At 54.0% G+C, this 22,372-nt stretch carries 17 protein-coding genes and 2 pseudogenes; 11 read left to right on the top strand and 8 right to left on the bottom strand.

Features of this window, described 5'->3' with window-relative positions:
• Nucleotides 1-173 precede the first annotated feature (173 nt).
• From CFE47_RS15450 to CFE47_RS15435, 4 genes are all read left to right on the top strand, one after another.
• Entirely contained in the window at nt 174-992 is an 819-nt protein-coding gene (locus CFE47_RS15450; RefSeq protein ID WP_286838224.1) for a lipopolysaccharide kinase InaA family protein, read from the top strand.
• An 852-nt stretch (nt 993-1,844) separates the two neighbouring features.
• Nucleotides 1,845-3,173 (top strand): hypothetical protein, encoded by a 1,329-nt coding sequence (locus CFE47_RS15445; RefSeq protein ID WP_286838221.1) that lies wholly within the window; start codon nt 1,845-1,847, stop codon nt 3,171-3,173.
• 61 nt (nt 3,174-3,234) lie between these two features.
• On the top strand, nt 3,235-5,475 hold the full coding sequence (locus tag CFE47_RS15440; RefSeq protein WP_181643967.1) for a hypothetical protein: 2,241 nt from the start codon (nt 3,235-3,237) through the stop codon (nt 5,473-5,475).
• 989 nt (nt 5,476-6,464) lie between these two features.
• Complete coding sequence (locus CFE47_RS15435) at nt 6,465-9,437, top strand: TrlF family AAA-like ATPase (protein WP_181644020.1); 2,973 nt, start codon at nt 6,465-6,467, stop codon at nt 9,435-9,437.
• A gap of 95 nt (nt 9,438-9,532) precedes the next feature.
• On the opposite strand, the pseudogene CFE47_RS15430 reads toward CFE47_RS15435, so the two are convergent.
• Both CFE47_RS15430 and CFE47_RS15425 read right to left on the bottom strand, forming a co-directional pair.
• A pseudogene (locus tag CFE47_RS15430) lies at nt 9,533-9,937 on the bottom strand (phage portal protein); the annotation flags it as partial.
• A gap of 333 nt (nt 9,938-10,270) precedes the next feature.
• A pseudogene (locus CFE47_RS15425) lies at nt 10,271-10,585 on the bottom strand (site-specific integrase); the annotation flags it as partial.
• 103 nt (nt 10,586-10,688) lie between these two features.
• Between CFE47_RS15425 and dusA the strand changes: the two are divergent.
• Together dusA and tal are read left to right on the top strand one after the other, a co-directional pair.
• A complete protein-coding gene (dusA, locus tag CFE47_RS15420; RefSeq protein ID WP_181643969.1) occupies nt 10,689-11,699 on the top strand; it encodes a tRNA dihydrouridine(20/20a) synthase DusA in 1,011 nt (336 codons plus the stop codon).
• 313 nt (nt 11,700-12,012) lie between these two features.
• On the top strand, nt 12,013-12,939 hold the full coding sequence (gene tal / locus CFE47_RS15415) for a transaldolase (RefSeq protein WP_032888840.1): 927 nt from the start codon (nt 12,013-12,015) through the stop codon (nt 12,937-12,939).
• Between the two features lie 183 nt (nt 12,940-13,122).
• Here the strand turns inward: tal and rssC are convergent, their stop codons facing one another.
• Both rssC and rssB read right to left on the bottom strand, forming a co-directional pair.
• Nucleotides 13,123-13,605, bottom strand: a complete 483-nt coding sequence (rssC, locus tag CFE47_RS15410) for an anti-sigma factor antagonist RssC (RefSeq protein WP_032888838.1) — start codon at nt 13,603-13,605, stop codon at nt 13,123-13,125.
• Nucleotides 13,605-14,786, bottom strand: a complete 1,182-nt coding sequence (rssB, locus tag CFE47_RS15405; protein WP_181643970.1) for a two-component system response regulator RssB — start codon at nt 14,784-14,786, stop codon at nt 13,605-13,607. Before rssB ends, rssC begins: the two co-directional genes overlap by 1 nt.
• A gap of 278 nt (nt 14,787-15,064) precedes the next feature.
• Between rssB and CFE47_RS15400 the strand changes: the two genes are divergently transcribed.
• The gene (locus CFE47_RS15400; protein WP_095184124.1) at nt 15,065-15,361 is read left to right on the top strand and encodes a PilZ domain-containing protein; all 297 of its coding nucleotides are present in this window, start codon (nt 15,065-15,067) and stop codon (nt 15,359-15,361) included.
• Between the two features lie 62 nt (nt 15,362-15,423).
• On the opposite strand, the gene CFE47_RS15395 is transcribed toward CFE47_RS15400, so the two are convergent.
• Entirely contained in the window at nt 15,424-16,113 is a 690-nt protein-coding gene (locus CFE47_RS15395) for an MlaA family lipoprotein (RefSeq protein WP_032888832.1), read from the bottom strand.
• A gap of 195 nt (nt 16,114-16,308) precedes the next feature.
• On the opposite strand from CFE47_RS15395, the gene pcrP reads away from it, so the two are divergent.
• Nucleotides 16,309-16,917 (top strand): HAD superfamily inactivated hydrolase PcrP, encoded by a 609-nt coding sequence (pcrP, locus tag CFE47_RS15390; RefSeq protein ID WP_032888830.1) that lies wholly within the window; start codon nt 16,309-16,311, stop codon nt 16,915-16,917.
• 110 nt (nt 16,918-17,027) lie between these two features.
• A complete protein-coding gene (locus tag CFE47_RS15385; protein ID WP_032888829.1) occupies nt 17,028-17,294 on the top strand; it encodes a DUF4404 family protein in 267 nt (88 codons plus the stop codon).
• A gap of 125 nt (nt 17,295-17,419) precedes the next feature.
• Here CFE47_RS15385 and queF read toward each other — a convergent pair whose 3' ends face one another.
• Together queF and copI are read right to left on the bottom strand one after the other, a co-directional pair.
• On the bottom strand, nt 17,420-18,250 hold the full coding sequence (gene queF, locus CFE47_RS15380) for an NADPH-dependent 7-cyano-7-deazaguanine reductase QueF (protein ID WP_095184123.1): 831 nt from the start codon (nt 18,248-18,250) through the stop codon (nt 17,420-17,422).
• Between the two features lie 66 nt (nt 18,251-18,316).
• Complete coding sequence (copI, locus tag CFE47_RS15375; protein WP_286838216.1) at nt 18,317-18,829, bottom strand: copper-resistant cuproprotein CopI; 513 nt, start codon at nt 18,827-18,829, stop codon at nt 18,317-18,319.
• A gap of 157 nt (nt 18,830-18,986) precedes the next feature.
• Between copI and CFE47_RS15370 the strand changes: the two genes are divergently transcribed.
• Both CFE47_RS15370 and CFE47_RS15365 read left to right on the top strand, forming a co-directional pair.
• A complete protein-coding gene (locus tag CFE47_RS15370; RefSeq protein WP_032888823.1) occupies nt 18,987-19,667 on the top strand; it encodes a heavy metal response regulator transcription factor in 681 nt (226 codons plus the stop codon).
• Nucleotides 19,664-21,019, top strand: coding sequence for a heavy metal sensor histidine kinase (locus tag CFE47_RS15365; protein ID WP_099601502.1), 1,356 nt, complete (start codon nt 19,664-19,666; stop codon nt 21,017-21,019). The genes CFE47_RS15370 and CFE47_RS15365 overlap by 4 nt, the downstream gene beginning before the upstream one ends.
• Before the next feature lie 104 nt (nt 21,020-21,123).
• On the opposite strand, the gene CFE47_RS15360 is transcribed toward CFE47_RS15365, so the two are convergent.
• A complete protein-coding gene (locus tag CFE47_RS15360; RefSeq protein ID WP_032888822.1) occupies nt 21,124-22,368 on the bottom strand; it encodes a lipoprotein-releasing ABC transporter permease subunit in 1,245 nt (414 codons plus the stop codon).
• Nucleotides 22,369-22,372: the final 4 nt, after the last annotated feature.

Here is a 22,372-nt window from a genome sequence, read left to right as displayed (position 1 = left end):
AACTCCTTGAAATCAGGCATCAACGCCAGGAAACGCTCAGATAACCCTACGTGAAAAATATTTCATTTCCAGACAGGTTACGTTCAGGTTGGATCCAATAGATCGTGCATGTAACATGTCTGTAATACTTTTCCGAATGACAAGGATGTGTTTTGAGCTTTCCCGATAGAAATGTGCTTGAGAATTTTCCCGCAACGCTCAATCACGGCAACGCGACGGTGTTCACCACACACACCAGCGACGACGGAGTCCACCAAGCGATTCAGGACCTGATCGACACTCGCCATCAACTCAAAAACCGCATCAGCGCGCCGTTGAAAGGCATGGAGAACGATCTGTTCGCCAAGTCCCAGCCGTTGGACAGCCTGCGTCCTAAACTGCGCGTCACCTTCGGACGCTCCAAACGCGACGGCACATTCGACTGGCCCGTTGAGGAAGTCATCAACACCCTGGGCGCGCAGAAGCGCGGCGCACCGGTCGCCGGACTGCGTGGTTTCGGTTACAGAAAATCTGCGCTTGGCCTAATCCAGGAATTCTTCATCTTCACCGAGATGCTCGACGGTTACCTCAGCGGCCTGGAATGGCTCAAGCAGGAACGCGGCGTCCTAAGCCTGATCACCGCGTCATTCAAATTGCTGCGCGCCCTGCACAGCAAACACATCATCCACATGGACTTCTGGGCCAACAATGTGATGGTCGACCCGCAGCACCCCACGTGCGCCAAGGCGATTGACCTGGAGAACTGCTTCCTCACCCAGACTGACTACCTCACCGAAGTGCTGGCCTTTCAATTCGGCTTCTATTATCGACGCGAGGTCTTCCGCTTTGTGATCGAGCAGGATTACGACCGCATGGTGATGGAAGAACTGGTCAACTATCCCGGTATCGACCGTGCGCGCTTTGACGAGATGTACACACTCAGCAAGCACGAAAACATCAGCCGCCGGGCACGGCGTGAGATTTTCCATAAAGGCACTGTCGAAGTGGGCTGACACAGCCCTGCCTGTAGTAGCAGGCTTGCACAGGGCCGGGCGAGAACGTGTGGGAAATTTCCTGAGGGATTTAGCGGTCTGAGCTGCACAGCCGCCTCAATCTGTATTTACTGAATTCCCAACTCTGTCGAAGGGCCCACTGTGAAATTCATTTGCGCATTCACGCTTCTATTGCTCGCCCAGGCTGCCTATGCGGCCGATTCCCCCGCGAACCCTGATCCCTACGGCGGCCCTGATAAACGCCCAGAGAACAGTGAAAATGTCACAACGTACTTGAACGAAGATGGCTCCTCCACCACCTCGGCAGTGATGGTTTATGGCGATGGCCATAAGGAACACTGCATTATCCAAATGGCACCGCCTGCAGCGACACATCGGCTACCGAAAGTCACCAGCAAGACGTGTAAAAGGATTCACTCGTACTTTAAATAGCGGGCTCGCTGACAACGCTCAGCTTGGTAAAGGCAAGCCAGGCGCTGCGGGTTGGGTCATGCCTGGCCGACAGCTGAGATACATCCCTGATAATCTGCGCGCCATTCGCCTCGTTGGCTCAGATTTCCATGTTGTTACAAATCGCTCTACTTACCCGCCGTTTTTCCGTTGTTCTGATGATGGATTGGAATTACTAATCCTACAGGCCTTGCATTACGTGCATCACAGAGCAGCAATTAAAATCGGGTACCACATTCGTACCATCGGCGCATGAACATTGGCTGGCTTCCTCTTCCATTCACCTAGCCGTGATGGCATCTTGCCTATTTGTGATAGATCTGTAGCGGCGAAATTGGCCCTTTGGAGCCTATCAAGGATTAAATCGGCCACACCACAACAACTCGAATGGATTCATTAGCAATGAAAATGCTTGAAGATATAATTTCTTCCATCACTGGAAACACTAAAACGAGAATTCACGACCCACTAATCGGTGCATTCTTAATTTCCTGGATCACTTGCAACTGGAATCATCTAGCAATTTTAATATGGGGCGAAGGAAAATTATCGGATAGGGTTAATATATTTCGTCTTTTTCTATCCGAGAGCAGATTTTTTGAATTAAATACGCTGTTCTTCATTCCCGCGCTTTTAACTACCTTCTATCTTTTTGCGCTTCCTTGGATATCACTCCTGTCAAAATCATCACTAGAGTTTGTCAACAGCAAATTACACAACCAAGCAGTCCATGCAGAACTTAATCAAATAAACTCTCAAAAACAACTCGATGAAGTCAAACTATTATCAAATCCAAACAAACCTTTTTTAGAGGAAAGCGTCAAGCTTAGCTTGAAACGCAGGTTCGAAATTATTGAAAATATTAAAGAACGGAGAATTCGGCTTGCAGCTAAAGCCGCCGCAGCAAAGTCTTCATCGGAAGAAGCCGCGGCCAGAGCGGCAGAAATGGCAAGCAAAGCGAAAATCACTCAGTTAGAAGAGGCTAATAAAACTCGTCAAATAGATTTAGAGCTCAGTCGATTTCAGGTGGAGAGTACAAGATTGAGAGCCCTGCAGGAGTCTCACCGATTCCCCTCGGCATATTTATATATGTCAATGCTTGAAAGCGCCATGAAACTAGACAAAATCTACTTATCTTTAACTACATCAGCAGAAATAGTTGCAGCCATATTCAACTACGAAAACTTTGAAGAGCTAATTAGAGATCAAAGCTTTAACAACGAAGACCTTTCGAAAGTCGAATATTTACTTTGCGACCAAAAGAACTTTGCACTGAAACTGCAGGACATTATAGCTGAAGAACCGACTAAGAATGACGCTCTAACTTCGGACGCTATTTTTGAATATACCAAGCGAATGCTCGATAAATTATCAATAGAATTCGTAACCATTGAAAGCATGGCAGAAAAATGCGTTGATTTTTTTGAAACCAACAAAGATGAACTACTTGCAAACGACGAACTCTCTTCGGAAATTTCAATTTCAAATACAGTCTACGAAGAGATTGAGCTCGAAGACATAGAATTCATAACACATTCAAAAGGTATTACTTCCCTCATCAACGCAATGGCTCGCGGCACGCATTATAAACACGAAGGTGGTCAAGGCCAAAATTTACGAATTTCAGCGGAGGTTAAAAGCGAAGCTGTTGTTGGCAAGAATGCACTGGGAGTTCTCAGCTTTGGAAGCATAGCCGGCAAGTTAGTTGATAGCTATGCAGAAGAGTATTAAGATCCTTTCTCCGATGCAGGGGGAAAACGACTATATGCCTCTAAATTCCAGGTATTAAGGGATGAACATATCAACGCTGCACACCCGATACAAGAAGATTTACGCAGCGAATGTGCTGCGTTTTTTTCGGGTCAAGATTCAATTCGTACAATGGCGAATGCGTCATGGTTTCAAGCTAATGACGCTTTGCTTGCTGGCCGCAGCGCTTTTTACTGTGTTATTGACGCCACACCTGCAGCGCATGACCGGAGACTACTTCAGTCATGAAGACAATTTCGCCGCACTGAGGTCCCTACTTGGCGGCACAGGCGCAGCGCTGATCGGTGCAGCAGCTATTGCATTCTCCCTCATCGTTTTCGCGATGCAAACCAATGTCGAGCGCATGCCACATGGTTTGTTCACGCAACTGAGCTCCGACAAAAGGTTGCTCAGTTCGTTTCTCGGATCATTCCTAAGCGCAATAGCCGTCGCTGGGATGTCACTTATCCCAGATGGAAGCTGGGGCGTTCCCGCAATAGTTGCTGCTATTTGGGGGATCACGCTGATAGTACTGTTGTTTCTGTTTGCATACCGGCGAGCGCTCCAACTCATCAATCCGATCGAGCAACTCGCCATAATGTCGATGACAGCCCAACAGGACTTGCAAAGATGGAGCAGGCTGGCAGATAACGCTGCTCTCCTTTTGGCGGAACTGCTGCCCTCTCCCATCGTTGCAGCTGGAGCGGAACTACCTTTAAACACCGCCAAGGCCAAGTTCTACAAAATCAACTCCAATTGGAATAACAAAGCCAGACAGGCAATCCCTTACGCGATTTCTTACGCCAAGCGCTTCGCGGAACAGGGCGACTATGAGGTAACGGATCATGCCTTCTTGCACCTAAAACTTATAAATACAGCCTATTGCGAAGCGAAACACGGCACCTTCGCCGGAAGCAATCCCCTCTTCGATATACATGGCACCACCGACGGTTTCATCAATACCTCACTAGAACAACTTAGGCAGACTATGAAAGCCGCATTGGCTAAGGGGGACGAACGATTGGCAGAGAGCACGCTGCGTGCAATTGGAGGGCTCTATGAGGTGTACCTAGAGATTGATTATCGAGGGCCCAACAAAAGTAAGCACCATGCGTTAATTGCGTCTAGCTACATGGTATCGGCTGTTAAGACCATAATCCCGCACAACATGCCTGACCTTATGATGGAAGGCATTCGTCTGATGGGTCGCGCATCGAGAATTGCTCTAGACCACACCAGTCCGACCGAAATTATCAGCATTGCTCAAGCAATCGCTACTCTTTCCTACATCGGCGCTGCAAATCCCAGCCATCAGCCCGTAACACTGACTGCATTCGAGCAGCTCGCAGACCTTACGTACGACCTTTTGATAAAGGGAAAGCACGACATTCACGACCCTATCCTTCAACTGCGTTCGGCTGTAACAGAGGCTGCGAAAATGTTTCTGAATACACCCGATACCCCGCTAAGCTCTATGCACCGTAGCACTCTCGGTCCGTACTTTTCGTGTACTAGCGGTTCTTCATTCCGTGGAAAATTCACCCTACTAGTCAAACAACTGCTGGGGGCTCCTGTAGAAGATGCGCACGCCAGCGAAATTATCGACAATATCGAAACGTGGGCAGAGCAGATCTATATCCCGCAGAAAGAACTCTTACTTATTGCTATAGATAAACGATCGTCCTTTACCTTTGATGCCATCGATTGGGTTATTGGGGTGGCTCAAATGCTAAATGAACTATCGAATGCACCCGCTTGTTCAGAGCACGCTCAGGACAAACTGAGAACGCACGCTGTCTGGCTTGTTTCGACGTTGTCATGGCTACCGGACGAGAGGGAATCCGTAATATTTACTCAAAACCACAATCTCTCCGAAGGCCTTTTTGAGGCAGCGTTGGACGGATATCGACAGAATTTCTTAGCGTTCTACGAGGCATGTAAAGAGCTCTTGATGGGATGGGCAAAGAAGGGTGGAAAATACGAAACAGGTTGGGGAGTTCTCGAGACCACAGTCGAAGCGCTGATCGCCTTAGCGATTGAAGAGGGAACCCCTGAGGCCATGGCTACGCTCAAGATAAAACTCCGTCAAATGCTCGCAAGCGAAGGCGCGCCGTCTCTGGAAATACGTACCCGAGCCGCAACCAATTTGGTGGATAACGCCAATAAATTGAGGCGCGCGAGTGGTTTTTGGTCGATCGATCGTACTCTCGCACGTCAGGACAATGTCACAGTGCGCGAAGCGCTGATTGAGATGGCAGGCATTATCAATGTTGAACAGCCCTGACTAAAGGGAACCACATTGAGGACGTTAACTTACGGTCGCTTATCACCGACGCTGGATCGGAACTGCTAATTCTGCGGGCTTTGCACTCCGGTCATTACTGAGCCGCACAGAAAATCCCGTACCACTTTCGTACCCACCCTCGAAACTGGCTCTTCACACCCATCCGCGCACACCACCACGCTGACGTCGTGCCTCAAGGTTCTGTCGCTCCAACCCCAGCACTACTGACAAGCGCATCCTGGCGGCCACAGCCATGTGAGCAAGAGCATCCGCGCGTGCCGGTTATGATTGCATAGAGAAGCTCGCGCAGGCGCCGCGTGCATAGCGACTGCGTTTTTTGGGTTCGTCATCGGAAAAAGGTAAGAGAAGAAATTTCAGCAACTAAATCGGCCATAGGCCTTTATTTCTGCGGTTTTGAGAATAAAGCGGAAAGGTAATATCTAAGTAATAAACAGATTATATAATTACCTCTTATCAAGGTAATATGAATAAATAATAAAAACCTTTAAAATCAACAACCTGATGAAAAATTACTTGAACTATTACTAAAAATAACTAACCCAAGTAATTCACAACCCCCAATGAATCCGGGGCTCACAGGCAACTGCCCAAATCCACATTTCCTAATTACTTTTTTCCGACGTATTTCCTGAAAACGCTTACAGACATCACCAACCCCCTTCAGTTATTCCGCTACCATCGCAGGATTCCGCAGGTTCTCACCCCTCCCAAAACGCCAAGCAAACGCCCAGCCTGATACGCCTGGAGTGGTCCGCGGGCGCGCAGAAAAAACGACCCATTTAGCCCGCAGGCGAGGTGGGGGGACGACGGCGCGCGCCAAGTGCCACTCGAATAACACAATCGTGATGGCTAAGCAAAATCAAAGCGTCCACAACCGAGCGGTGAGTGCTTTGAATGGGATTTCAGTTTCAGTTGCACACCTGCTAGTGGCACATCAGAATCAGTTCTTTTTCAACAAGGATGTCAAAATGCAGGACATACCAGCACCTCCTCTGAGCTCCGGATCCCGATGGCTACGTTGGGATCCACACGTGCATGCTCCTGGCACCTTGTTCAATGATCAATTCAAAGGTGACTGGGGGGCTTATCTAACGGCTCTCGAAACAGCTACTCCGACCATTAGTAGCATCGCTGTTACTGATTACTACCTACTCGATACCTACCGTACGGTTCAAGAGCACAAATCGAAAGGCAGACTGCCCAATTGCCATCTAGTTTTCCCAAACGTTGAACTACGGCTCAGCGTTGGAACGGCGAAATCTTGGGTAAATGTTCACTTACTTGTAAGCCCCGAACAGGCGAATCATGTAAGCGAAATCGAACGATTCCTTTCCGGACTAACATTTAAAGCCCATCAGGATGAGTTCAGGTGTAATCCAGCAGATCTCACTCGTCTCGGATACAGAGCCAACGCAGAGATAGTGGACGATCGCACCGCACTGAAACACGGAGCGGAACAATTTAAAGTTTCGTTTGATGAGCTAAAGTCAAAGTACGAAGCCAGCGCTTGGGCGCAAAACAATGTTCTTGTCGCAATCGCCGCTAAGCAAAATGATGGTACATCCGCATTGCGTGACAGTGCGGATGAGACTCTTCGGCAGGAACTGGAGCGTTTCGCTCACATAATGTTCGCAGCCAACCCCAACCAACGAGAGTTCTGGTTGGGTCGAAAAGGTCTTTCCCAAGAAGTCATAAAAGAGCGTTATAACGGCCTGAAACCTTGCCTGCATGGCTGCGACGCGCATAGCGTTCCCAAGACAGGTATACCTGATGGCGACCGCTTTAGCTGGGTCAAGGGTGCCCCAACGTTTGATACGTTACGTCAAGCATGTATAGATCCTGAGGGACGTGCATTTGTGGGTGAAGAACCGCCACCGTCAGCAATGTCTTCGGAAACCCTCTCTCGAATTTCTATCAACAATGCACCATGGTTGAAGACACCCTATATCAATCTAAACCCAGGGCTGATCGCGATTATTGGTGCGAGAGGATCAGGAAAAACAGCATTAGCCGACATGATTGCTGCCGCATGTGATGCGCATGCAGGGCATGTCACGAAACAATCATTTCTTGTGAGAGCACGAGAACATCTTGAAGGTGGTTCCGCTGATATAACATGGCAAAACGGCGATGTAGAAAGTAGGGACTTCACGGAAGCACTTCAGCTTAAAAGTGAATCTTACCCGCGAGCCCGATACCTATCTCAACAATTTGTAGAGCAACTTTGTTCATCTGACGGCATGACAGATGGTCTACTATCTGAAGTTGAACGTGTTATTTTCGACTCCCACACTGTCACTGAAAGAGAAGGAGCTGTGAATTTTGCAGACCTTCGCGAAATAAAATCTTCTCGACATGTGCAAGCCAGAAAACACGGTGAAGAATCACTTTCCATTCTTTCCGAGCGTATCAGCATAGAGCTTGAAAAACGTAGTCTTGTTGAGACACTCAAGACCCAAACTCAAGAAAAAGAGCAGCTTTTAAATCGTTTGATCGAGGACAGATCGAAACTTGTTGCCAAGGGCTCACAGCATCGCGCATTAAGATTAGAAGAGTTAAGCAAAGCGGCTGAAACAGTCGGAGGCTATGTTCGCTATTACACAAACCAAGAAAACCAAATATTGCTCATGCAGGACGAAGTTTCAAACGTACGCAACATTATTGCCCCTGAAGATTTACGAAAAATCAAAGAGCGGCATGCGGCGAGCAAAATGGGAGAGGAAGAATGGAAAATCTTCTTTAGAGACTACAAAGGAAACGTCGATGAAGTATTAGAAAAAATGCTCACCACTGCACAATATAATAAAAACTGGTGGATAGGAACGCCTCCACCGCCGAGCGACGATCCCTCAGTGCAGTTCGTTGTCGATAATGCAGAATTATTGAAGTTACCACTCGCACAAATTCAAGCTGAAATCCGGCGCCTACAACAACAAATCAGCATTGACAAGGAAACATCTACCCGTTTTACAGCAGCTTCAACGAAGATTACGGCAGAAACCGAACTTCTGCGCGCAATTAAGGAGAAGCTAGCCGACTATGAAGGAGCGGCCCTTCGTCTCGAAAGTTTAGTACGAGATAGGGAAACAGCCTACCAGCAGGTGTTTGCTGCAATTCTTTCTGGACAGCAGATATTAGCTGAACTATACGCCCCGATTAGAGCCAAGCTTGAAATGGCATCTGGCACGTTGAAAAAACTTTCATTTTCTATCACGCGCACGGTGGATATTGACTCTTGGGCAACTGACGGCGAAGCGCTTTTAAATCTGACAAAAAAGGGTCCTTTTCGAGGGAAAGGTACCCTCAGAGAAATTGTTGGTGCTTATTTTCAAAAGCCATGGATGGAAGGCAATGAACTAGAAGTATTAGAAGCGATGCGCGCATTTAAGGACGCTTTTCAAAAAGATTTTCAAGCTCATTCCCCTGTAGTCTCAACGGACCCAGCTGAATACCGACGTTGGACAAAGAAACTTGCTCAATGGTTATATGGAACAGACCATATAAACATCCAATATGCAGTCAATTACGACGGAATAGATATTCAGAAGCTCTCTCCTGGAACACGTGGAATCGTGCTACTACTTCTTTACCTATCTCTTGACAACTCAGACACCAGACCTCTAATAATTGACCAGCCCGAAGAAAACTTGGATCCCAAGTCAATTTACGATGATTTAGTATCACTATTCTTAGCAGCTAAGACTTCACGCCAAGTAATAATGGTAACGCACAATGCGAATCTCGTAATAAATACCGATGCTGATCAAATCATCGTGGCGAGCTCCGGCCCGCACGCATCGGGTGGCTTACCTCCCATCACCTATGTGTCAGGGGGGTTAGAAGACAAGAAAATTAGAGAGATGGTGTGCGAAATACTTGAAGGGGGAGAAACGGCATTTAAAGAAAGAGCTCGCAGGCTCCGAGTGCGTCTATCGCGCTGACTGTGGCTCATTGGACTTCAATGACGCTACCTGTACGAGCAACAAGCTGGTGTCGAAAGCACCAGCTTATTGTTTTTATTACACGGCAGAACGTTTTATGACTCCCCTGTAATTTCATAGGGTTTGAAGCGTACAACCTCCTCCCCAAGCCAGTCATTCACCTGCGCCATACGCGCCTGAATCGGCTCCAGTTCATTGGCCGCATAAATCTGCGCAGCTTCCCTAATCGACCCAAACCCACCAGCGTTCTGCGGCACGATGCCCATCAATTGCGGCGGAATGCGCAAGCTGGCCAGCACGTCGTCGCGGGTCTGGTTTTTGATCGAGTTGAACTCGTCCTTCGCCGTCACTTCACTGACCGGGATGATCTGCAACCCGTCCTTTTTGCCGTTCGGCGAATACACGAACAAATTGCGGAAGTTGCCAGGCCCCTTGGAGTCCTTCAGCGCCTTACGCAGTGAATCGACGTCCGCTTCGTTCTGCGCGGCGTCGGTCATGTACCCGATCCCGAGTGGGTGCGGCCAACCGTGCCTGTTCCAGATCCCGAGTGGGCTCGGCCAACTGTGCCTGTCCCAGATCCCGAGTGGTTTCCGCCAATGATTTCAGCGCCTAATCCGGCGTGGGTTGCGGGTGAGGAATCAGAGTCTCAATCTGAGCCTGAAACTATTCAGATTATTGATCCTGATGCTGTCCAGCCAACGATTAATGTGCCTGATCCTGACGCTGTCCAGCCAATGATTGAAGTGCCGGATGAGCAAGCCTCGGCCCCGCTCATTACCCTGCCTAACCCCGCGTGCTTGCTTCCACCCGAGTCTGAGCTTGTCGACGTATCGCAGGATGCCGATTTCCATCTTGCCGATCGCTTCGAGCGTGGCCTTTTTGGTTTTGCCTAGCGGGCGGGCCTTCTCCACTTCCACCAGGTACTGATCGATCATGTCTTTGACGGTGACGCCCTTACGGCTCGCCCGCTCGATCGCACCAGGTTCATCCAACTCCGATTCACGCTTGCGCGTCCACGCTTGGGCAGCCTGTTTCCGGGCGAAGGTCTGGCTCTCTTGGTAGACTTGTACTCCGTCACGTTTGATGCGGATTTGAGCCGTGTAGCTCACAGTCCCATCCGCCAGTTTTCTTGCCCTGATAGTCGCCATATCGAAAGTGGTACGCGTCTGTTTTGAGGTGGTACATCGTACCACCGAGCCTCCAAAAACGCCTGAAAACGCCCTAAAACTCGTCAAGAACACGTTGAGTAAAATGCTAGATAAACAAAGCTTTAGCCCAGCAGAATCAAGCCCCGCACTGTCTCGGCGCTTTAGCGTTGCACCCATGATGGATTGGACCGACCGCCACTGCCGGTTCTTCCTGCGCCTGCTCTCCAAACACGCCCTGCTCTACACCGAAATGGTCACCACTGGGGCGATCCTCCATGGCGACCATGAGCGTTTCCTGCGTCACAGCGAGGCCGAGCACCCGCTTGCGCTGCAATTGGGCGGTAGCGTTCCGGCGGATCTGGCGGCCTGTGCGCGCATGGCCGAGGCCGCCGGTTACGACGAAGTGAACTTGAACGTCGGCTGCCCCAGCGATCGGGTGCAGAACAATATGATTGGCGCGATCCTGATGGCTCATCCGGCGCTGGTGGCCGATTGTGTGAAGGCGATGCGTGATGCGGTGTCGATTCCGGTGACGGTGAAGCACCGTATCGGGATCAATGGCCGGGACAGTTATGCGCAGTTGTGTGATTTCGTCGGGACGGTGAAGGACGCCGGTTGCACCAGTTTCACCGTGCATGCGCGGATTGCGATTCTGGAGGGGTTATCGCCTAAGGAGAATCGGGACATTCCGCCCTTGCGCTATGACGTGGCGGCGCAGTTGAAGCAGGACTTCCCTGAGTTGGAGATTGTGCTCAACGGGGGCATCAAGACGCTGGAGCAGTGCCATGAGCACTTGCAGACGTTTGATGGCGTGATGTTGGGGCGGGAGGCTTATCACAATCCGTATTTGCTGGCGGAGGTGGATCAGCAGTTGTTTGGCAGTGCACAGCCAGTGATCAGTCGAGCGGACGCGTTGGCGCAGTTGCGGCCTTACATTGCTGAGCATTTGGCCGGTGGCGGGACGATGCATCATATTACGCGGCATGTGCTGGGACTGGGCACTGGGTTCCCCGGGGCACGCAAGTTCAGGCAGTTGCTGTCGGTGGATATTCATAAGGCCGCGGATCCGTTGGCATTGTTGGATCAGGCTGGGGCTTTGTTGGAAGGGCGTTGATTGGGTGGCTTCCAGGGGAGTCCGTTGATTATTGGCTGAGCTGGCACACCGTCATCGGGGGCAAGCCCCCTCCCACATTTGGTGCGGTGTGTGCCGGGGAAGGCATCAGTAGGCATGAAGGCGATATCCAAGTGTCATCGGGCAGTTGGGTTGAACCTGCTGGCGAATTTGCCCTCCTATTTAGCACCACGGCCGGTCATTCAAACGGCTGTTTTCAGGTTGTTGCCCTCGCAAACGATCGAACGCATTTGCGCCCTTGAGCGCCTCTCGGCGCTCGGGTAATGTCATCAGACCCATAGGACAGAGCACGCTCATGACTTCCAAGCTGGAACAACTCAAGCAATTCACCACTGTCGTAGCCGATACCGGCGATTTTTCCACCCTCGCCAAGCTCAAGCCGCAGGATGCAACCACCAACCCTTCCCTACTGCTCAAGGCCGCGTCGATTCCGGGCTATGCCAAGCTGCTGGACGAGTGCGTGCAGGACTGCAACGGTGATGTGGGCCTGGCCAGCGACCGTTTTGCGGTCGCGGTGGGGCAAGAGATTCTTAAAGTTGTGCCGGGCCGCATTTCCACCGAAGTGGATGCCCGCCTGTCGTTCGACGAGGCCGCCATTCTCAAGCGTGCGCACCGTCTGATCGACCTGTACGAAAAAGCCGGCGTTGGCCGCGACCGTGTACTGGTCAAGATCGCCTCTACCTGGGAAGGCATCCGCGCGGCAGAGAAGCTGGAGAAAGAAGGGATTCAGACCAACCTGACACTGTTGTTCTCCTTTGCCCAGGCTGTGGCGTGTGCTGAGGCAGGGGTATTCCTGATTTCGCCGTTCGTGGGCCGCATATACGATTGGTACAAGAAGGCCAACGGTAACGACTACACCGGCTCCGATGATCCGGGCGTGCAGTCGGTTACGCGCATCTACAACTACTACAAGGCTAATGGTTATAAAACGGTAGTGATGGGTGCGAGCTTCCGTAACCTGAGCCAGATTGAAGAATTGGCCGGGTGTGATCGCCTGACCATCAGCCCGGACCTGCTGGAGAAGCTGGCGGCGGATGAAGGCAAGCTGGAGCGTAAGCTGTCGCCTGGCCATGCCGGTGAAGCGCGAGTGCATATGACTGAAGCGCAGTTCCGTTGGGAGTCCAACGAAGATGCGATGGCGACTGAGAAGCTGGCGGAGGGCATTCGTCAGTTTGCCCGTGACCAGGAAAAACTTGAGGCGCTGTTGTCCGCCAAGCTGTAAACAGCGGGGACGGCAAAAAGGGCGGTACCTGTGAGGGTACCGCCCTTTTTTTGTGTCTCAAACCGATCTCAGTTCAACTGCGGGAGCGGCTGCTCCCGATAGCGGTGAGCCAGTTGTGAATGTACTGACTGACACTGCGCTATCGGGGCTCCTCCGACATTTGGAATGTATTCGACAGAAGGATCAGTGACGCTCGAGGGCGTTGACGAGGTCGTGAAACGCTTCGCGATTGGACTCATTGAGGCCCATCAGGATCTTGTGCGCTTCCAGCACCTTAACCCGCACCATTTCTTCGGACTGATCCTGGGACGGCAGGTCGGTAAGACATTCCGGGCAAGGAATCGGACGATCAACGATGTTGAACACCTGATCAAACCCCATGGACTGCAGCAGCCGGGTGATGTCTTCGTGGGTGGTGACGACGGTCGGCAACAGGCCAACCTTCTGCCGAGACAGAATGGACAACTTGGCTAATAGCCCAAGGGTGGTGCTGTCAATGCTGCGAGTTTCAGTCAGATCGATCACGATCGCCGAGAAGTTCAGCGCAGTGAAGATCCGCTCAATCGTCGCATCCAGCGCCGAACATAAGGTCAGGCGCACTTCACCGACAAACTTCAGGACGAAGGTCCCGTCTTGCTCAGCGAATTGGATTCTTCCGGTACTCATCAAAGATTCCTGCTCAACACCAATAGGGCGATATCATCCGGCATCTCCGCTAGCGTGGCCAATCCAAAAACCTGCCGCAGGCCATCCAGGCTGCCGCCAGCTGCCTTGACCCGTTGGGGCAAGGCGGCTTCTTTCTCTTTGAGTGTAGGCTCTGGAAGAAGGTCCAGGATGCCATCGGACATCAGCGTCAGGCTGAAGGTCGGCGGCAGTTCCAAAATGTGGTCTTCGTAGGTGGCTTCATTGAACAAGCCGACGGGCAGACCACGCCCTTCCAGGTAACGCACACTGTCTGGAGTGTATAAAACAGGCATCGGCAGGTGACCGCCAATGCTGTAGGTCAAAAGACCGGTTTCTTCATCGATCACGCCGCCTACCATCGTCACGTGCTTGCCCAGCTTGCAGCTGATCAGGCCTCGGTTGATGTGGCCCAGCACCTCGGAGGGAGTGAATTCCGGCAAGGTGCCATTGCGCTTGGATTCAAACAACAGCCGTGTGGTCATGAATTTCAACAACACGGTGACAAAAGCAGAGGAAGCACCGTGGCCCGAAACGTCGGCCAGATAGAACGCCACACGTCGCTCATCCACACGGAAGTAGTCCACAAAATCACCCGACAGGTACAGCGAAGGGATGATCTGGTGCGCAAACTTGAACTCGTCGATGGTCCATGGGCTGACCGGCAGCATGTTCATCTGTACCTGGCGACCGGCGTTCTGGTCTTCCTGGAGCAGGTTCAGGCTGGCTTCGAGCTCGCGGTTGGCGGTTTCGAGCTTTTCGCGGTAACGCTGGTTCTCGACCAGTAGACGTGCACGATCCAGCGCGCGGCGCACTGAGTGCTCCAGCACCGCAAGGTCTTCCAGGGGTTTGATCAGGTAGTCGGCGGCGCCCAGGCGCAAGGCCTCAACGGCGTCGTTCATCACGCCGGCACCGGACACAACAATCACCGGAGTCTGCGGGGCAAGCTCAGTCACCTGGCGAATCAGCTCCAGGCCGCCCATCTGGGGCATGCGCAAGTCGCAGATCACGAGGTCGGGCTGGTCGCGCTCGAATACCTGGAGACCCTGTTGGCCATTACTGGCCTGCAGGACGCTGAAGCCACTGTCTTCCAAATAGGCCGCGAGACTCGCGCGCACTACTTCGTCGTCATCGATTATCAGCAGCGTGGCACTGGTTTTTTGCATGTGGGCAAACGGCGCCAGAATTAGGTTGGCGTAGGCAACTCGGCAATGGCCGGGGTCACACTACTGGATTCGCTTTCTAGCCTCTCTGTCCTACAAAAGCGTAGGCGTTTTGCCCACGCACAACTGTAAAGCAGAGGTGCCCTTCTAAGGCGCAGACGGTACTCCCATCCGCCAGGTGTTTCAAGCTCATGCCGATGGTCGCCAGGCGTCTTTACATCGCAAATCACCGGGAGTTATAAGAACAGCCACGACCACAACACAAAGTAAGGATGGAACCCATGAGCGAACACGAGCGCGACTACGCCGAGAAACGCGATTTCATCCGCATGCGAGTGGATGCCGATGTGTCTTTGATCCACGAAGGCCAAGAGATTGCCGGGGTTTGCGTGGATCTTTCCAGCTCCGGAATGCAAGTGCAGGCACCGCGCCAGTTCAACGTAGGAGACCTGCTGACCGTGCGCATTGATTCAGAACATGCGGCCCTTAAAGGCCTGGAGGCAGATACCAAAGTGGTGTGGGCCAAAACGGTGGGCAATGATCAGCAATTGGGCCTCAGCATCCTGAAAATGCGCTGAAACCCGCGCACAAAAAAGGCGATCACTCAGGATCGCCTTTTTTCATTTCAAACGATCACCTCTTAAAAGTCGTCGACGACCTTGCCATCTTTGACCTTGAACTCACGGTTCTGCAGGTAGGCGTTACGAATGAAGGTGTATTTGTCGCCGGTGATCAGCTTCTCACTGTCGAGCAAGCTGGCACGGGCGTCGACGATGCCAAGGCCCATGACGCTGTTGCGCAGGGACACATCATCCATATAGCGATAAGGCTGGGTGTAGCTGTCGACGTACTTGGACGGCGCATCACGCAGGGTGCTTGGACCCAGCAGAGGGATCATCACGTACGGACCGCTGCCAACGCCCCAGTAGCCGAGTGTCTGGCCGAAGTCTTCATCGCTGCGTTGCAGCCCCATTTTGGTGCCTACGTCGATGAAGCCCAGCACACCAAACGTGGTGTTAACCAGCAAACGGGCAGTATCGACACCTGCATTGTGAGGTTTGAGCTGCAGCACATTGTTGGCCAGGTTGCCGACGTCGCCGATGTTGCGGAAGAAGTTGTGGATACCGTCTTCAACAAATTGCGGAGTGATCCATTGATAGCCTTGGGCCAATGGCTTGAGGGCATAGGTATCAACAGTGTCGTTGAAGGTAAAGATCGGGCGGTTGACGCTTTCCCATGGATCATCTTCCGACGCAGCTTGCACAGCGAACGGGGCCAGCAGAACGGTGGCACACACCGACAGCTGAGCGAAGTAGTGGCTCCAGCGCATAGCTTTTGCTCCTTGAATGGTCTGTCATGGGCGCTATGCCCTGAATAAGGTAGCCAGTATATGACGGAAGTGCCCAATTAGGCAGCCGCCGGGAAAACTCATACCGCAAATGGACAAAATTCCTACAATTGAGCCAACTGTCATCGGACTGTCATCCTGCCTCGATAGCGTCACAGCTATTTCAGGGATGTCGACATGCCTCAAGCCGAGATTGCAATCACCAGCGCACCCGCCTTGACCGCCGTGCTGTTTGGCCTGAGTGGCTGCCTAGTGGATTTTGGCTCACAGGCGCGCACCGACTCTCCTTCCCCGGATTCACAAGCCACGCCGGGCGCCCTGAAAATCCTGCGCAACCTCAAAGAGCTGGGCGTGCCCTGCGCTTGGCTGGATGAGCTGCCGCCTGCGGTGACCACTCCTTTGGCCGCCACCTTGCCCACCTGGCTCAAAGCAGCCTCGCCCTCCTCCATCCGCTGGCCCGCCCCCCACGCGTGCTGGCAAGCGCTGATGGAATTGAATATCGAACGCCTTGAAGGCTGCGTCCTGGTCAGCGGCGAGCCGCGCTTGTTGCAATCGGGACTTAACGCCGGGCTGTGGACCATCGGCCTGGCCTCCTGCGGTTCGCTGTGTGGCTTAGCGCCCGAGCAATGGCAGGCACTGAGCGACAAGGAACGCGAACACAAGCGCGGCAAGGCCACCGTGACGCTGTATGGGCTGGGAGTGCATTCTGTGATCGATCACTTAGGCGAACTCGGCACCTGCCTGGCAGACATCAGCCGGCGCCAGCTCAAAGGCGAGAAGCCCTGATCGAGATCATGCACAGTCGGCGCCGGTGGATTAATCTACAGTTCATCCCGTAGACCTTTCTCAGCGTGCCGTGGTCTATGCCAGTGCCTATCGATAAAAGGAAGAACGTCATGCCTGATCGCAAAAAACTGGAAGAACAGGTCAATATCCTGCGCGGGCAATTGGAGCAGGAGCCACCGCTATCGGAAGAAAAACGTGAAGCGCTGGAAGGGTTGATTGCCAAATTCGAAGTGCAACTTGAATTGGAACCGGCCACCCAGACACCGAGCATCGCCGATGATGTGAACCGTGCAGTGGAAGGTTTTGAACTGGACCATCCGGGCATTGCCGGGACACTGCGCAATATCGTGATCACCCTGGGCAACATCGGCATTTAACCCGAACCCAAGCCAGACACAGAACCAGAATGTGGGAGGGGGCTTGCCCCCGATTGCGGAGTGTCAGTCACCGAACCTGTGCCTGAACCTCTGCTATCGGGAGCAAGCCCCCTCCCACATTTGTTTTACTGGCGGGCCAGGCGCACGTTCTGGAACGCCACATCCTCGGTACTGCGATAAGGGTTGATATCCAACCCGCCGCGCCGCACATAGCGCGCATACACCGTCAATTTCTCCGGCTTCAGCAGGCGCTGCAGGTCGAGGAAGATGCGCTCCACACACTGCTCATGGAAGTCCGAGTGCTGGCGAAAGCTCACGATGTATTCCAACAGGCTGGCGTGATCCAACGCTTGACCACGGTACTCCACCACTACGCTGCCCCAGTCCGGCTGACTGGTAACCGGGCAATTGGACTTGAGCAGGTGGCTGTGCACGCTCTCCTCGACAATCCGCGAGTCGTCGCAACGCAACAACTCGGGGCGCGGATGTTCGTAGCTGCTGACGTTAATATCCAGATCGTCAATGCATACGCCCGGCAGTGCCATCACACCCTCGGCCTCGATCTCTGCAAGCCTGCGGATGCGTACGGTCACTGGTTTGCCGGCGGCAGCACTCAGGTCAGCGCGCAGTGTCGACTCAAGGCTTTGCGTATCGGCAAAGGCGGTCTGGTTCAGCGAGTTGAGGTACAGCTTGAATGACTTGGACTCGATGATATTCGGCGAGTCGGCCGGGATACTGAACTCACCAATGGCCACCACCGGCTTGCCCGACGGCAACAGCCAGGACAGTTCGAAGCAGTTCCAGAAATCCACGCCCTTGTAAGGCAGGGTCTCGGCACTCAGGCCCAGCTCGGCCCACTTGGCGGCGCGAGGAATCGGGAACAGCAACGAAGGCGTGTACGTGGAGATGTATTCACTGGACTTGCCCAGCGGCGAATGTTCGGCTGCGGGATGCATGGCGGAAACCTGGCTAAATAAACCGCGCCAGTCTACCAGCCTTTGCCCCCGCCCTTAAGAAACGCCTTACTCAACGGTCAGCTTGCCGACCATGCCTGCCTGGTAATGCCCGGGCAGGTTACAGGCGAACTCCAGGCCGGTGGCCTGGGTGAATGTCCACGTCAGCTCAGCAGTTTTACCGGGCTCGACCAGCACACTGTTCGGGTCATCGTGCTTCATTGCACCATGGCCCATGGCGCTGTGGTCCATCTTGCCCATGCCGGTAGACGTGAGCATGCCGCTGGCCTGCATCTGCAACATTTCCTTCTGATGCGCCGCGTGCATCGCCGCGTCACCGAGGTTGAATTCATGCAGCAACTGGCCCTTGTTGACCAGCACGAAGCGCACCGTCTCACCGGCTTTTACATCCAGGGACTTGGGCGCAAAGGCAATATCCTGCAGCGTCACTTCTACGGTGCGCGTGACCTTGTCAGCCGCCGCTGGTTGACCAAATGCATAGCTGTGGGATGCATCAGCCATTGCATTGAAACTCAACGCCAACAGGCAACCCGCCAACAACTGGGGTGTACGCAACGTCATCTCTCTTCTCCAAAATGTATAACCGGCTTGAGCCGCACTCTAAGATTACGCCGCTGCCAGCCAACTGACTGCTAGATTACAACTTTGTCAGGTTGCGCCCCGCACCTGGTCCCCACGGTATAAAGCCCCCTCGCCACCCGTTGCCAAGAGCTACCCCATGAAATTGCTGATCGTCGAAGACCAACCGAAAACCGGCCACTATCTGCGTCAAGGCCTGGCCGAGGCTGGCTTTACCACCGAACTGGTGGCCGACGGCACCAGCGGCCAGCACCTGGCGCTGACCGGCGATTATGACCTGCTGATCCTGGATGTAATGCTGCCCGGTCGCGACGGTTGGCAAATCCTGCAAGCGGTGCGCAGTGCCGGTCTGGAGATCCCGGTGCTATTTCTGACCGCCCGGGATGCCGTAGAGGACCGCGTGCATGGCCTGGAATTGGGCGCCGACGATTACCTGATCAAACCCTTCGCCTTCTCCGAATTGCTGGCGCGGGTGCGCAGCCTGTTGCGCCGTGGCAGCAGCACGCCCCAGGAAACCGCCCTGCAAGTGGCCGACCTGCGTTTGGACCTGATCCGCCGCCGCGTCGAGCGCGACGGCCAACGTATCGACCTGACCGCCAAGGAGTTTTCTCTACTGGAACTGCTGCTGCGCCGCCAGGGCGAAGTGCTGCCCAAAACGCTGATCGCCTCCCAGGTGTGGGACATGAATTTCGACAGCGACACCAACATCATCGAAGTAGCGATCCGCCGCCTACGCCTCAAAGTCGATGACAACTTCCCTAATAAGCTGATCCACACCGTTCGCGGCATGGGCTATGTGCTGGAGGAGCGGTGCAATTGATCAAGCGCCTGTCCCTCGCCAGCCGCCTGGCACTATTGTTTGCGGCTTGTACGGCAGTGGTGTCGCTGATTGCAGGCGTGCTGTTCAACCAAGCCAGTGAGGCGCACTTTGTCGAGTTGGACCAGCAGCAACTCGACAGCAAACTTGTGGCGTTGCGCAGCACCTTGCAGGGTGTCGACTCACCTCAAGCGTTCAACCAACGCGAGGCGCAACTGCGCGTCGAACTCAATAGACAGCCCGACCTTGCACTGCGCATCACTTCAGCCGGCCAGCGCTGGCTGGACGATGCGCCGAACGTCGCCCTGCCCACCGCGCCCGGCCTGCATAGCCTACAAAATGCCGGCACCGATTACCGCGTCTACAATGCGCCACTGAACGCTGGCCAAGCTGACTCACCGCAACTGAGCCTGATACTCGACATCACCCACCACCAGCACTTCCTGCAACGCATGCAGCGTTTGATCTGGCTCACCGTTGGCCTCTCTGCCCTCGCCACCGCGCTGCTGGGCGCCTGGGCCGCACGCAGCGGCTTGCGCCCATTGCGGCGCATGGGCGAAGTGGCTGCCAGCGTATCGGCCCACTCCTTGACCCAGCGCCTGCCACAGCAACACATGCCGGCGGAACTGGCTGAACTGGCCCAGGCCTTCAACGCCATGCTGGGACGATTGGACGACGCGTTCCAACGCCTGTCGGCCTTCTCCGCCGACATTGCCCATGAACTGCGCACGCCGCTGTCGAACCTGCTGACCCAGACCCAAGTCATCCTCACCCAGCCACGCCCGCTGGAGGATTACCGCGAGGCGCTGCACAGTAATTTGGAAGAGCTGCAATGGATGGCCCAACTGGTCAACGACATGCTGTACCTGGCCAAGGCGGACCACGGTTTGCTGATGCCCAAGCGTGAGCCATTGGCCCTGGCCGATGAAGTGGAGGCGTTGCTGGAGTTCTTTGCGTTGCTGGCCGAGGACGCGCACGTATCGCTGGTACGAGAAGGCAGCGCTCATACAGCCGGGGATCGCGGCATGTTGCGCCGGGCTTTGTCGAACTTGCTGGATAACGCCCTCAGGTTCACCCCGGCAGGCGGCGAAGTGCGGGTAAGAATAACCGAAGGCGCAATGGGCGTGACGCTAGCGGTGGAGAACACCGGTGAAGGCATCCCCGGGGCGTTGCTACCGAGGCTGTTTGATCGGTTCTATCGGGCCGACCCGGCGCGCCATGAAGGCAGCAGCGAACATGCGGGGCTGGGGCTGGCGATTACCCAGTCGATCGTGCGCGCCCATGGGGGGAGGATTTTTTGTGAGTCCGGGGCTGGATGGACGCGGTTTGTGATTGAGCTGCCAGCTGTAGATTGATGCAAGCTGCACCGGCCCTATCGGGGGCAAGCCCCCTCCCACACTTTGATCTATGAATACCTCAAATGTGGGAGAGGGCTTGCCCCCGATAGCGGTCTCAATAATTACGAGTATCTCAGCGCATGCGCCGGTTCAATCTTCGCCGCCCGATACGCCGGATACAGCGTCGCCAAAAAGCTCAACACAAACCCGGCGGTGCAGATCAACACCACATCGCCACCTTGCAGCTCCGAAGGCAGGTTGCTGACGAAGTACACATCCGAACTAAAGATATGCTGCCCGCTCACCCGCTCGACCCAGCCCACCAACTCGCTCACGTTGAGCGCTGCAATCACCCCCAGTACGCCGCCGATCAAGGTACCGACAATGCCGATCACCGTGCCCTGCACCATGAAGATCGCCATGATCTGCCGGGGCGTGGCGCCGATGGTGCGCAGGATCGCGATGTCCGCGCCTTTGTCATTCACTACCATGATCAAGGTGGCGATGATGTTGAACGCGGCCACGGCGACGATCATCAGCAGCAGCAGGCCGATCATGGTCTTTTCCATTTTCATCGCGCTGAACAGGCTGCCCTGGGTGTGGGTCCAGTCATCTGCCTTGTAGGCCGCGCCGAGGCTGGTGGCAATGTCCGTGGACACCTTGGGCGCTGCGTACAAATCTTTAACCGCCAAGCGCACACTCTGCACCTGGTTCGGCTGCCAATGCTGGATTTCCGCCGCGTCGGCCATGTGTATCAAGGCCATGGAACCATCCAACTCGGCGCCGACCTTGAAAATCCCCACCACGTTCAACCGCTGCATACGCGGGGTGATGCCGCCCGGCGCAGTGCTGATTTCCGGAACGATCAGGGTGAGCTTGTCGCCCACGTTCAAGCGGAAACGCCGGGCGGTGATTTCACCGACCACCACGCCGAACTCGCCGGGCTTCAGGTCGTCCAGTTTGCCCTGAACGATGTGCTGGGCCACGATCGACACCTTGCCTTCTTGGGCCGGGTCGACGCCGCTGATCTCGATCGGCTGCATCGCACCCTTGTAGGAGAACATGCCGTCCATCTGCGTGAACGGTACTGCAGCGGTCACTTGCGGATTCTTCATCGCCGCCGCGGCCACCGGCTGCCAATCATCAATCGGCTTCACGCCGACGATGGTGGCGTGGGGCACCATGCCGAGGATGCGCGAGCTCATTTCGCGCTGGAAGCCGTTCATCACCGACAGCACCACGATCATCGCCAACACGCCCAGGGCGAGGCCGATCATCGAGGTCATCGAGATAAACGAAACAAAACGGTTGCGGCGCTTGGCGCGGGTATAGCGCGTGCCGATGAAAATCGATAACGGTCTGAACATTCGC

The sequence above is a fragment of the Pseudomonas sp. PGPPP1 genome, from assembly GCF_002255865.1.
Taxonomy (GTDB): Bacteria; Pseudomonadota; Gammaproteobacteria; order Pseudomonadales; family Pseudomonadaceae; genus Aquipseudomonas; species Aquipseudomonas cremoris.
The sequence above is the reverse complement of the archived record's forward strand: the minus strand, read 5'-3'. Positions and strand labels throughout refer to the sequence as shown.

What these genes read in the sequence shown, in the direction of transcription:
- CFE47_RS15445 (WP_286838221.1), top strand. Translation starts at nt 1,845, where the DNA reads ATGAAAATGCTTGAAGATATAATTTCTTCCATCACTGGAAACACTAAA.
- CFE47_RS15440 (WP_181643967.1), top strand. Translation starts at nt 3,235, where the DNA reads ATGAACATATCAACGCTGCACACCCGATACAAGAAGATTTACGCAGCG.
- CFE47_RS15435 (WP_181644020.1), top strand. Translation starts at nt 6,465, where the DNA reads ATGCAGGACATACCAGCACCTCCTCTGAGCTCCGGATCCCGATGGCTA.
- dusA (WP_181643969.1), top strand. Translation starts at nt 10,689, where the DNA reads ATGCTAGATAAACAAAGCTTTAGCCCAGCAGAATCAAGCCCCGCACTG.
- tal (WP_032888840.1), top strand. Translation starts at nt 12,013, where the DNA reads ATGACTTCCAAGCTGGAACAACTCAAGCAATTCACCACTGTCGTAGCC.
- rssC (WP_032888838.1), bottom strand. Translation starts at nt 13,605, where the DNA reads ATGAGTACCGGAAGAATCCAATTCGCTGAGCAAGACGGGACCTTCGTC.
- rssB (WP_181643970.1), bottom strand. Translation starts at nt 14,786, where the DNA reads ATGCAAAAAACCAGTGCCACGCTGCTGATAATCGATGACGACGAAGTA.
- CFE47_RS15400 (WP_095184124.1), top strand. Translation starts at nt 15,065, where the DNA reads ATGAGCGAACACGAGCGCGACTACGCCGAGAAACGCGATTTCATCCGC.
- CFE47_RS15395 (WP_032888832.1), bottom strand. Translation starts at nt 16,113, where the DNA reads ATGCGCTGGAGCCACTACTTCGCTCAGCTGTCGGTGTGTGCCACCGTT.
- pcrP (WP_032888830.1), top strand. Translation starts at nt 16,309, where the DNA reads ATGCCTCAAGCCGAGATTGCAATCACCAGCGCACCCGCCTTGACCGCC.
- CFE47_RS15385 (WP_032888829.1), top strand. Translation starts at nt 17,028, where the DNA reads ATGCCTGATCGCAAAAAACTGGAAGAACAGGTCAATATCCTGCGCGGG.
- queF (WP_095184123.1), bottom strand. Translation starts at nt 18,250, where the DNA reads ATGCATCCCGCAGCCGAACATTCGCCGCTGGGCAAGTCCAGTGAATAC.
- copI (WP_286838216.1), bottom strand. Translation starts at nt 18,829, where the DNA reads ATGACGTTGCGTACACCCCAGTTGTTGGCGGGTTGCCTGTTGGCGTTG.
- CFE47_RS15370 (WP_032888823.1), top strand. Translation starts at nt 18,987, where the DNA reads ATGAAATTGCTGATCGTCGAAGACCAACCGAAAACCGGCCACTATCTG.
- CFE47_RS15360 (WP_032888822.1), bottom strand. Translation starts at nt 22,368, where the DNA reads ATGTTCAGACCGTTATCGATTTTCATCGGCACGCGCTATACCCGCGCC.